The sequence below is a fragment of the Paenibacillus sp. Y280 genome, assembly GCF_056786335.1.
On the sequence record NZ_JBXCIW010000019.1, the window covers coordinates 69,283 to 80,857 of the forward strand.

The following is an 11,575-nucleotide window of genomic DNA, read 5'->3' on the forward strand; positions in this document are numbered from 1 at the left end:
ACGCTCCTCTTGTTATAGTTCGTTCCATACACGCTTTACGAATTCAAAGCCGAGTCTCGTTCCAAGGCGGCAATCTTCCAGCCCTTCAAACTCGATGGAAACATAATCATCATAACCGCTTTCCTTCACTGCGCGCAGCACTTGCGGCATCGCGATGTCGCCATGGCCGACGATTGCGCTGCGCAGCCAATTGCCGCTCGTCGATTTAAACCAGCCTTCGCCAGGATTTCCGGCAGCTGGACGATAGTAGAAATCTTTAACATGAACCATGGAAGCGAGGCCAATATTGTTTGCGACCGCAGCAACAGGATTCTCATCTACGCATAGGAAGTTGCCTACATCCAGCGTCGTTTTGAAGTTCGGACGGTCTACCGCATCAACTAGCGCCTGCACGCGGTCGCTATGCTGAATATAATAGCCGTGATTTTCTACGCTTGTCGTTATGCCGTGCGGCGCTGCATAGTCCGCGATGATTTGGCAAGCTTTCGCCAGCTTCGGCAACTCGAGCAGAAAGTTAGAGATCGATAGATCCTTTGACGAAGCTACGTCATGGCGCATCTTCTTGACGCCTAGTGCTGCCGCGATATCTACCTCTTGCTTCAACCGGGCAATCTCCTGCTCGAACTGCTCATCGTTTAGGCCCGAGAAGTTGGCGCCTACCGCATAATTGGACAGCTCGATTCCGCTTTCCTTCGCTTGCTTCTTGATGGCTTCAATAAGCTCCGGGGTTTCGGTAAGGTTAAAGCCGAGCGGTACGATTTCCGCATGTTCAGCCCCGATTGATGCTATATAGATGATAACATCCTGTATCGTCATTTCACCTGTTCTCAGCATTTGATATAAGCTGTATGTGCTAATCCCTAATTTCATAGTCGAACTTCCGCTCCTTTGGCGGCAGATTCATAAATGCCGACCAATATTTTCATAATCTCCACGCCGTCCTCAACCGGACTGATCGGCTGTGATCCGCTTGAAACGCAATCGATAAAGTGATTGATCTCATTTTGGAATGCGCCGACAAAATCAAAGCCTTTGTTGTCCGTCTGCGGATAAATATTCAATATCGTGTCGTTTTGCTCCGTGACAATGACGGTTTCCGGATCGATCTCAAAGCCGCCTTTTTCACCGTATAGCTTCACTGCCGTTTCATTCGATTTTGCATGCAGCGTGAAGCTGACATCTACGAGCAGTGATGCGCCGTTCTCGAAACGAATGAGAGCGTTTGCCATATCTTCAACAGTATTTTTTTCTGCATCGTAATCCGCCGCTTGATAAAAGCTTAAATTTTTCACATTCGAGCGGTTGCCAAGCTTGTGGTACGTATTGGCGCTAACCGAAACCGGCTTAGGGCGTCCCATCATATACCAGCACAGATCGATGACATGAACGCCGATATCGATCAGCGGCCCGCCGCCGGAGCGCTCGATGTCGGAGAACCATCCGCCCGGGTTCCCGAGACGTCTAAGCGTTGATGCTTTGGCAAAATAAATCTCGCCGAATTCGCCTCTGTCCGCCATGGCGCGCAGCAGCTGCGCATTCGTATCATAGCGGCGAACGAAGCCGACTTGAAGCAGCTTGCCCGATTTGTTTACAGCCTCCTGAACAAGAAGCGCATCCTCAACGGTGCGGCATAGCGGCTTCTCGACAAGCACATGCTTGCCCGCATTTAGCGCGGCAATGCTGATCTCGGCATGCGTGTTGTTCCATGTACAGATGCTTACTGCTTCGATAACGGGATCAGCGAGCAGCTCGCGATAATCCGTATAGATCTTCTCTGCGCCGTATTTCTCCGCCGCTGCCTGTGCGCGCTCTTCGTTCAAATCGCATACCGCGTAAATGTTCGCATTTGGGTTATTCTTATATGAATCTAAATGAGATGATGAGATAGAGCCGTTTCCAATAACCGCAATTTGTACCGGTTTCATTGCTAATCTCTCCTTTGTCATAGTAAGGTTTTGCACGTCTACACTTTCGTATTATAATGGTTTCATCGCTTAACACCATGCAAAGCTGTGCGGTTTGTTTGTACAATTGTGCTATCCTGATCAGGAGGTTGATGAAGATGGAAAAATTCGAAACGCTGCGCGAGCCCATGGACATGCCAGACCCTCATTTTCCAATCAAGCTGCACCGTATTACCTTTAATGAGCAGGGCGTCGTCATCTTCCCCCATCACTTTCACGAACATCTTGAATTCCTATATATCGTCACCGGCCAAGCCTCGATCGAATGCGGATCTACGACCACAATAGCCTCCGCCGGCGATCTTGTTGTCGTCAACAGCAACGAGCTGCACTACGGCATCAGTCTCTCTTCCCATTTGTACTACTATGCGCTCATTGCGGACATTTCGCTGCTGCACAGCCAATCGGTAGACGCCGCCGAAACCAAGTTCATCACCCCGATAACGCAAAACAGGCTGCTGCTGCAAAACCATGTCACAGGCAACAGCAACGTGTCCTCCTGCATGCTTGCGATTATCAAAGAACTGGAGGAACGCGAGTTCGGTTTCGAGCTTGCGATTAAGTCGGAGCTTTACCGGCTGCTTACGCTGCTGCTTCGCGGCCATGTCGCTACTGTGCTTACCCAGGACGAATATGCGGAACGGATGAAAAATATCGAGCGCTTTGCGCCCGTCTTCCAGCATATAGAGAAGCGCTATCAAGATGAGCTTTCTGTCGATACGCTCGCGAATATGGCAAGCCTCAGCCGCTTCCATTTCAGCCGGTTGTTCAAGGAACTCAGCGGTCATACGGTGACCGAGTACATTACGATGACTCGACTCGGCAAAGCCGATTATTTGCTGCGCCACAGTCCGCTCACCGTATCGGAGGTTGCGGCCGCTACAGGCTTCAACGACATCTACTACTTTAGCCGGACGTTCAAGAAACACAAAAAAGTTTCCCCGTCATCGCTCCGAGGAAACCAGTAGTTGTGCTTTTCCATGCCGTTTTATTTTCTTCCGAAGTCGGCTTTAATTTCTCCCCATTCCTCGGTGTTCCATTTCATCACTTTATTGGAATAGGTATTGGTTTGAAGCCACCTCACCGCCTCGTCCGTAAGCTCCCAGATTTTCGCGGTAGAAGCATCCCGTTTCAAACTCGAGGCAACCTTCTTATTGCGAAGCCAACTGAGCGCTGTCCGGGAATCGCTGTAAACCGTTCTCCCGCTGCCCTTCTCCTTCAAGTACGAAAGGGCATGGACGATCGCAATAAACTCGCCCAAGTTATTTGTTCCGTTAGCGATTGGCCCGACATAAAACAGAATTTCGCCGGTCTGCGTATCTACGCCTTTGTATTCAACGGGGCCGGGATTGCCTCTAGTGCCCACGTCAACGGATATGCTGTCATAGTCGATAGAGGCTTCATCGCCAAACAGTACCGGCTGCTTGACGCTTGTACCTGTCTTGGCGGCGGCAGTGCCGCTCCCTTGCCCCCAATGCTTGCGCCAGCCGTCCTTGAAAGCTGCTTCAGCAAGCGGCTTGCTCTCGAAGGCTTTATACTTCGCATCCTTCACACCGCTAACCTGTGCTTGGCATTCTGGCCAAGTTGCGAATACACCGGTTTTTTTGCCTACCCAAACGACATAATATTTGCCCTTAGCCATTCTTCCAAATTACCACCTTTGTCATCAATGAAATAAGAACCTATTTTAGGCTATTCGCCAGCACTTTGCCAAATACGCCTATGCTGTGCGAGTACGAGATTGCGCGCGCTTTGCGGACTGTCCTCTCCAGCTTTATTTTTCACAGGAGCAAACTCATCTTCTCGCCTTGCCTTGAGTACGGTCAATTGATCCGCATACGGAAAAAAATCAAAAATAAATCGTTCCAGCTTATACGCGTTTGGTTCAACAGGCATGACTTTATTTCCTGCGTTGCTTAAGTAATCCAACTTTTTGGAGGCGATATGAAAGGGGATATCGGCATCGGCATGCTCTTCAATGAAATCCAGCTTGAATAAATGAATCGAGATATGCCCCAGACTATAAAACAAATGCCCATCCATCGTCCTTGCTTCGCTAATTTCTGCCGGAATCTCGTTATACTCCAATACAGCCGGACGTCCATTATTCATGCAAACGATGCCGATCTTCTCTTTAGCATCCGACTTCTCGATCACCTTCGTGGCAATCGGATGGTTATGCGAGGCAGCTACGCCGATAAAAGCGGGGTCAGCCACCTTAATAAGCGCGTTATCTACGTTGTAATAGAATAGCCAGCTTAAGCCCCTTTGCTTCATGTCGGCTATTGCGCCAGACCGCTTTAAGGAAGCGAAACATTCCCCATGACCGCTTGGCACTTCCTTAATGGCGCCATCGTCCGTTAATAGCAGCTTGCCTTCAAAATCAAGCGCAGGCAGCGTATTTTGCTGGAAGAAAAAGCAGTCCAAAGCCGAATAGCCAAAGTAATGATGTTTTTGAAAAAAAGATACCGTTGCATCATGGTTGTCCGGACTAGTCATGATATACCACGGGATAGGCTTGCCGGCTCTTCTAGATAGAATGAGCAGCCTTTCTGCTTGAAGCTGAAATAAGGATTTGCCGGATGGCAGGCCGATATCAAATGTCCCCTTGGGTCCATCGTGGCCTAATCTGCTGCCTTGGCCTCCCGCGACGACGATAGCGCCGATTTCCCCTTTGCGCAGCAGTTCCCACCCGAGCTCCGTAAAAGCATGCTGTTCTCCCGCATCATAGCAGTCCCAATCCTCAAACGGGATTGGCTTTACATTTGCTATGCTGGATTGGTTGGACTCATGATGCTCGTCCAGCGCTTTGAACAGCCGCTCGAAATCGATAAGCTCTATTTGTGCGGCCAGCTTTTGTTTTGACATCTCGGGCAAGTTCATGAGAACCTCAAGGACATGCTCTTGCTTATAGGCGCGAAGCTTGGCTTCTGCCCGTCGAATGTTGGATTCCATTTGCTGCCTCCTTCCTCACATTTCCGAGCGAAAGCTCTCAATAAACAGCTGTGCACGCTTAGGCAAATAATGATCTCTCAGCCATAGGATGCCGACATCGGATTGGAAATCCGCATCCTCGATATGGAGCATTTTGATGACAGTGCTTGGAAAGGAAGACATGACTGACTTCGGAAAAACCGTTGCGCCGATCCCTCCTGCAATTAGCGACATAATAATCGCAACGCTGGAGCATTCGCATATAATATTAGGCACGAAACCATGCCTTTTGCATTCATTTACGACCTGCTCATGCATCCGGGTCGTCTTGTCCGTCTTCAAGGTGAGGAATGGAAACTGAGCTAAATCCTTCATGCATAACGATTCCTTGCTCGAATAGGCTGTCCATGAGCTGGGAATGACAGCAACAAACGGATCGGATGGCAGCGTCAAAATGGTATATTGCTGCGGATGCTTTTGCGCCTCAAACGGCAGCCTCGCAACAACCAAATCGATGGCCCGCTTCTCAAGCTGCTCGCCTAAGTAGAAATGGTCTCCCTCCGATATTTTAAACGTGACCTGGGGATAACTGTCTCTAAACAGCTCAATTCGCTTAGGCAATAAGGAAATGCAGGATACAACCGATCCGATCGACAGGACGCCGCGAATGCCCTCCTCCATTCCCTTTACCTCCCTGAGGGATTCATCGAATTGAAGAAGCAGAGATTCGGCTTTCTGCTTAAGCAGCTCTCCTGAGTCTGTAAGGATAAGTCCCTTGCCATTGCGCTCAAATAGCTTAACGCCAAGCTCCTCTTCCATCAGCTTCAATTGTCTGCTGAGGGGCGGCTGCTCCATATTCAACAGTTTAGCTGCGCGCGTAACCTGTCCTTCTTGTGCTATAGTTAAAAAGTACTTCAGCTGACGCATGTCCATTACGTTGCGTTCACTCCGTTCATCCATACCTTTAAAGTATGGACATTCAATAAAATAGATATTTTAAATATAGCGTATGAAGTGTTAGCATTCAATTAATGATCAAAAAGGGAGATGGGCCAATTGCTTCAATCATTGGAAATCGAATTGACCAAAAATAAGAAACAACAACCAGCGGCGGATCAGCTCGGATTCGGCAACCATTTTACGGATCATATGTTTATTATGGATTATTCGACGGACAACGGCTGGCATAAGCCGCGTATCCTTCCTTACCAACCGATCGTATTAGACCCGGCAGCAAAAGTATTTCATTATGGACAAACGATCTTTGAAGGCTTGAAAGCGTACAAAACCGACGACGGCCGCGTGCTGCTGTTCAGACCTCAAAAAAACATACAAAGAATGAACCGCTCCAACGAGCGTCTCAGCGTTCCCGAGCTTGATGTTGATACCGCGATTGAAGCTTTGAAGCAGCTTATCGCTGTTGATAAGGACTGGATTCCGAATGCGCCAAGCACGTCGCTGTACATTCGTCCGTTCATCATCGCAACGCAAGCCCAGCTTGGTGTGGCACCGTCTACGCATTATAAATTCATCATCATCATGTCGCCGGTAGGCGCTTATTATACCGAAGGCGTGAACCCGGTAAAAATCTTCGTAGAGTCGGAATACGTCCGTTCCGTTAAGGGCGGCGTCGGCGAGGCGAAGACTGCAGGCAATTATGCGGCTGGTCTGAAAGCGCAGGAGCTGGCTACGTTAAAAGGCTATTCCCAGGTACTATGGCTCGATGGCGTACACCGCAAATATATCGAGGAAGTCGGCAGCATGAACGTCTTCTTCAAAATGAACGGCGTCGTGTACACCCCAGCGCTAACTGGCAGCATTTTAGACGGAATTACGCGCAATTCGATTATTCAAATGCTCCGCCATTGGGATATCGAGGTTGTCGAGCGTCAGATTACGATTCAAGAGCTATATGAGGCTGGCCGGAGCGGCGCGCTGGAAGAAGCTTTCGGAACAGGAACAGCGGCCGTTATTTCTCCAATCGGCGAATTGAATTGGCAGGACGACGTTCTGGTCATCAATGAAGGCCAAACAGGCGAGCTATCGAAGAAGCTCTATGACACGCTAACCGGCATTCAAATGGGCAAGCTGGCTGATCCATTCAGCTGGATGGTCGAAGCGACTGCCGTTAATGTCTAACCTATTAATAGAAGGCTGCCGATTATCATGATCGGCAGCCTTGTTTGCTTTTACAGAGTAAGCGATTCGTCGGGCTCGGGCAGGTGTAAACCGAAGGATCTCAACTAACTGGAATTTCTCCAGAGTAAACCTTCTAATTAGAATTACTTCTAATCCCGCTACCTCCAACTTAACTCTAGTTAACTCCAGAAATTCCAGCTCGTCCGAGCACCAACGCCGCTCACCAACGTTCTTTACTATTCGAACCGAATGAGGAAGTAGTTTTTCTTCCCGCGGCGCAAGACGACGAATTTGTCATATAACCTTTGCTCTTTGCCGACAACGCCCTCAGCATCCGTTTGCTTCGCTCCATTAATCGAAATCGAGCCGCTCGTAATATCTTGCTTCGCCTGGCGGCGGGATGGCGCTGCTCCTGATTCAATCAGCAAATCCATCAGCCCAATCTCTTCCCTATTCGTAAGCACCGTTGTAGGCATGTCCTGCAGCGCTTCGATAAGCTCCGCTTCGCTCAGTTGGTTGACATCACCCGAGAAGAAAGCCTGCGTAATTTTCTCTGCGCTTACTAGCGCCTCTTCGCCGTGAACAAGACGGGTAATTTCGCGTGCCAGCTCACGCTGCGCAGCACGTTTCTCCGGAGCATTCTGCAGCTCATTCTCAAGTGCCTCGATCTCGGCGCGGGACAGGAACGTGAAATATTTCAAAAACTTTATCGTATCGCTGTCTTCCGTGTTGATCCAAAATTGATAGAACTGGTACGCAGATGTCTTCGAGCGGTCGAGCCAGATCGCGCCGGATTCGGATTTGCCGAATTTTTTGCCGTCGCTCTTTGTAACGAGAGGCATCGTCATTCCATAAGCGTCTCCGCCGCCCATTTTGCCAATTAGATCAAGACCTGCTGTAATGTTGCCCCATTGGTCGCTGCCGCCAATTTGCAAGGAGCAGTTATGATCCTGATGCAGCTTGTGGAAGTCGTAGGCTTGCAAAATCATATAGCTGAACTCCGTGAAGGAAATACCCGATGACAAGCGTGAATCGACGGAGTCCTTCGCAAGCATATAGTTGACGGTAAAGTTTTTGCCTACATCCCGCAGAAACGTAATAACATCAAGCGGCGCGATCCAGTCGTAATTGCTTACGAGCTTAGCCGAATTTTCCTCCGCTTCAAAATCAAGAAAACGAGACAGCTGACGCTTTAAGCTATCCGTCCATTGCGATACTGTCTCCGACGTGTTAAGTGAACGTTCCGTCGAGCGTCCGCTCGGATCTCCGATCAAGCCCGTTCCTCCGCCGACCAGCGCGAGCGGGATATGTCCCGCCTGTTGGAAGCGTCGCAAGCATAGAATCGGAAGCAGGCTCCCGATATGGAGGCTGTCCGCAGTCGGATCGAATCCGCAGTAGAGCACAACGCGCTCGCTGGTGAGCTTCTTATGTAATTCCTCGCGGTTGGTAAATTGCTGTACCAGCCCTCGGTACTCCAAATCTGCCAAAAGATCATCATGATTGATTGCTATTGCTTCATTCGTCATTTCATTCTCTCCTCCGTTGTTTCTTATATTTTACGTCTAAATCAGCATTTTTAAAAGAAGCGTGTGAAACTTGCGATCATATTTCACTTTAGTCGACGCCGAGGATCGTACAAATGACGTTAGGCTGCTGGCTGTTTCGCAGGTGAATCCAACAGCAGCAGCCTGAAGCGAAAGCTTCATTTTGCAGCCTTTAAGCGTCTGCGGTTTATTTCCAAACGACGACATTGCACAGGACCAAGCTCATGCCGACTACGATGTCGGTAAAAACCACTAAAATGAAGTTAAACGGATACCCGCCCATTTTCGAAATATAATAGATCGTAAAAAACCATATGCATAGCGCGCTCAACGTAAAAATAAAGCTCCTCCTAAAGAATAGCGCATACCCTTGGATCAGACAGGACGAAGAAAGTTTACTTCTTTCTAATGAATCTCAACACATGAATTTGTAGTGAGAGGACTGTATTTCCGTTATATTTGCATTTTGACCATTTAGGCGTAATAGGCGGACAGGAGATCCGTTAAATCCATTTAAACGATGTTAAAATTGGTTTTTTGAGTGAATAGCGGAACCTGAGTCCGCGAACGCCACAATAATCGCTGAATTAGAAAAATAAAGGATTCTCTGTCCGTTAAATCGCTGAATATCTCATTTACACCGCTTGCCCACATGCTTGATTAGTTAAAATCGAAGATTTTGGGAGAGCAAATCACTTTGCAGCGTTTCTTTCGCTTGCACATCATTTACTCGAATAGGCTGCGATAGCTCAAAATAGAAATCGTGTGCACATAGGTCTGCTGAAGACGCCCGCTTGATTATCCTCATTAATGATTTTGTATAAAAAATGATCCGCATCCGCTTTTATCTCATTACTCATCGTAAAACCTCCATTGTAGGGTTAGTACCGCGGTCCATCTTCTCATCACGTCTTCAAAAAAAAATTTCACCCCCAAGACTTAAGTCTTGGGGGCGAAATTTTCGCGGTACCAACCCAGATTCGTCGATATGTCGCCATATCAACCTCTTCAAGTACGGCACCAATGGATGCTTATACTCTAGCTCTATAACAGGAGCTCCCGTCACAGCATCCCCTTGCTTGCACATTTCTTAATGCCGAGGCGCCCAAAGAATGACCGAAACCCCGATTAAGCAAATGCCAGCGCCAATCCAATCGTACAAATCCGGCGTTTTCTTATCAACGAGCCATCCCCATAGAACAGCAAGCGCGATAAACACTCCTCCGTATGCCGCGTACACTCTTCCGAACGATTGAAAGGATTGAAACGCAGCAATAACGCCATATAGCGCTAACGCTGCTCCTCCAACGATTCCCCAGTATAGCGGCTTTCCTTCACGGAGCCAGAGCCAAACTAAATAACCTCCGCCGATTTCCGCTAATCCAGCCAGTACAAATATAAAAATCGCACCTATTATTTTTCTCACATCCAAATAACGCAAGCTGCTTGTTGATTCAACGATTCAAGCTACGCTTGAGGCAAATTTTCAAAGGCTTGTACATATTCATCGTATTTGATTTTCCAAATGTCTTTGCGCGATTCAATTGTTCTGCCGTCCAGCAGTGCCTCGATCACATCCAGACATACATCCCAGCCCGCAATATCTCTTGGCGTATGGGCAGTAATCTTATTGACTGTCTCGATCAAAACCAAGCGGCAGCCTTCCGGCTCCGGATACAATTCAAACCGGACTTGATCCTCACCCCATGTATACGCCAAAACGGACTGCTGCTTAAGCTCGATGATTTCCATCTCTTCGAAAGTACCGTCCTGCATATCGAACTTAATGATTCCGCCTTCTCGAAGGTCATCGACCCTAAGCTCAGAGAACCATTTTGCCAGCTTCTCGTTATCCGTCAGCATAGCCCAGACCTTCTCGACAGGATGCTTCAGATGGCGTTCGAAACGTACCGTATGTCCATTTTCAACTTGCGTGATGACAGCTAACATATTTATTCCTCCTTGTCGTTATTCCTCATCCAGCATCCGCTCGAGATCATCCAGCTTATTGGACCAGAACAGCCGATAAGGCTCCAGCCAATCGCTAATCTCCTCTAAGGGCTTCGCGTTCAGACGATACAAATGCTTTTGTGCATCTTTCCGCACCGCTACAAGGCCCGCTTCCCGCAAAATCCGCAGATGCTTCGATACACCAGGCTGACTCAGTGACGAAATCGCTACAAGTTCTCCGACAGATCTCTCCCCCGCACGCAAATAATCGAGAATCGATCTTCGATTGGGCTCTGCCAATATTTCAAAAAGTTTATCATTTTTCATAACGCTATATTACCACATGGTTATATTCCCGTAAAGAAATGTAGTTAAGCGCGATTTGCATTAGCTTCACCTCTTAAGTCTTCCTCTTTCGCAAGGGAGTTATAGTATAATATAGAAAAAAATATATATTTCAATTGTACTGCGGGGGAAATAAAAATGAGAACGGCAAAAGAAGCTCAACAAAGCCGTAATTCCTGTTTGCTGCATGCTTTTCTGATTCTGTCCGTTCCAGCCGTTATTTTTATTTTGTTCATTGCTTACATTGTAGGAATCGTCTTTGGCAACCCGTTTGCGAAATCGCCCACCGTAACGGAAAACATCTTAATTACGGAAAGCTATTTGACTGGCCTTTATGAGAAGGATAGAAGTAGGCTGGAAGGAATACATGAGGAAGGAGAATCGCTAAAAGAGATTACCATTGCTGCTGGGGAGCTCGAGAAGCTGGTACCGTTACGTACATACCAAATTACTTATAAAGTGAAAAACAATCGAAAAACCTTTGTTGAGGCAAAGCCGATTAATGAAAATTATTTCTCCGCAGATTTTAAGCTTTATGAAGCAGAAGCGGTTAAATCGGCATCCGGGAAATACAGCATCAAGGTAAGCGTCAAATCCAGCCCACCTTCAACGTCCAAACCATTCATGAGAAAATGAAGGCAACCCAATGAAGGAGGTTGCCACATGACCACGAGAGAACAACGTCGTCAAGCATGGATT

Annotated in this window: 12 protein-coding genes; 3 read left to right on the top strand and 9 right to left on the bottom strand. The window is 47.9% G+C overall.

The window, feature by feature from the left end; genetic code table 11:
• Nucleotides 1-12 precede the first annotated feature (12 nt).
• Entirely contained in the window at nt 13-870 is an 858-nt protein-coding gene (locus AC1TPC_RS20930) for a sugar phosphate isomerase/epimerase family protein (protein WP_482068734.1), read from the bottom strand.
• Nucleotides 867-1,925 carry a Gfo/Idh/MocA family protein gene (locus AC1TPC_RS20935; RefSeq protein WP_482068735.1) on the bottom strand — a complete coding sequence of 353 codons (1,059 nt, stop codon included), beginning with the start codon at nt 1,923-1,925 and terminating at the stop codon, nt 867-869. The genes AC1TPC_RS20930 and AC1TPC_RS20935 overlap by 4 nt, the downstream gene beginning before the upstream one ends.
• A 137-nt stretch (nt 1,926-2,062) precedes the next feature.
• Between AC1TPC_RS20935 and AC1TPC_RS20940 the strand changes: the two genes are divergently transcribed.
• Entirely contained in the window at nt 2,063-2,932 is an 870-nt protein-coding gene (locus AC1TPC_RS20940; protein ID WP_482068736.1) for a helix-turn-helix domain-containing protein, read from the top strand.
• 20 nt (nt 2,933-2,952) lie between these two features.
• Here the strand turns inward: AC1TPC_RS20940 and rnhA are convergent, their stop codons facing one another.
• Genes rnhA through AC1TPC_RS20955 form a run of 3 tightly spaced genes read right to left on the bottom strand, consistent with a single transcriptional unit; the run spans nt 2,953 to nt 5,831 of the window.
• Nucleotides 2,953-3,606 (bottom strand): ribonuclease H, encoded by a 654-nt coding sequence (rnhA, locus tag AC1TPC_RS20945; RefSeq protein ID WP_482068737.1) that lies wholly within the window; start codon nt 3,604-3,606, stop codon nt 2,953-2,955.
• A gap of 50 nt (nt 3,607-3,656) precedes the next feature.
• A complete protein-coding gene (locus tag AC1TPC_RS20950) occupies nt 3,657-4,919 on the bottom strand; it encodes a UTP--glucose-1-phosphate uridylyltransferase (protein WP_482068738.1) in 1,263 nt (420 codons plus the stop codon).
• Between the two features lie 15 nt (nt 4,920-4,934).
• Complete coding sequence (locus tag AC1TPC_RS20955) at nt 4,935-5,831, bottom strand: LysR family transcriptional regulator (RefSeq protein WP_482068739.1); 897 nt, start codon at nt 5,829-5,831, stop codon at nt 4,935-4,937.
• Nucleotides 5,832-5,954: 123 nt separating this feature from the next.
• Here AC1TPC_RS20955 and AC1TPC_RS20960 point away from each other — a divergent pair, with 123 nt between their 5' ends.
• Nucleotides 5,955-7,037, top strand: a complete 1,083-nt coding sequence (locus AC1TPC_RS20960; protein ID WP_482068740.1) for a branched-chain amino acid aminotransferase — start codon at nt 5,955-5,957, stop codon at nt 7,035-7,037.
• Between the two features lie 236 nt (nt 7,038-7,273).
• Here the strand turns inward: AC1TPC_RS20960 and tyrS are convergent, their stop codons facing one another.
• From tyrS to AC1TPC_RS20980, 4 genes are all read right to left on the bottom strand, one after another.
• Nucleotides 7,274-8,563, bottom strand: coding sequence for a tyrosine--tRNA ligase (gene tyrS / locus AC1TPC_RS20965; protein ID WP_482068741.1), 1,290 nt, complete (start codon nt 8,561-8,563; stop codon nt 7,274-7,276).
• A gap of 1,108 nt (nt 8,564-9,671) precedes the next feature.
• Complete coding sequence (locus tag AC1TPC_RS20970) at nt 9,672-10,013, bottom strand: YnfA family protein (RefSeq protein ID WP_482068742.1); 342 nt, start codon at nt 10,011-10,013, stop codon at nt 9,672-9,674.
• Between the two features lie 35 nt (nt 10,014-10,048).
• Nucleotides 10,049-10,531, bottom strand: a complete 483-nt coding sequence (locus tag AC1TPC_RS20975) for an SRPBCC family protein (protein WP_482068743.1) — start codon at nt 10,529-10,531, stop codon at nt 10,049-10,051.
• 18 nt (nt 10,532-10,549) lie between these two features.
• Entirely contained in the window at nt 10,550-10,858 is a 309-nt protein-coding gene (locus AC1TPC_RS20980) for an ArsR/SmtB family transcription factor (RefSeq protein WP_169090905.1), read from the bottom strand.
• Nucleotides 10,859-11,014: 156 nt separating this feature from the next.
• Between AC1TPC_RS20980 and AC1TPC_RS20985 the strand changes: the two genes are divergently transcribed.
• Nucleotides 11,015-11,512, top strand: a complete 498-nt coding sequence (locus AC1TPC_RS20985; protein WP_482068744.1) for a hypothetical protein — start codon at nt 11,015-11,017, stop codon at nt 11,510-11,512.
• The last annotated feature ends 63 nt before the right edge of the window (nt 11,513-11,575 follow it).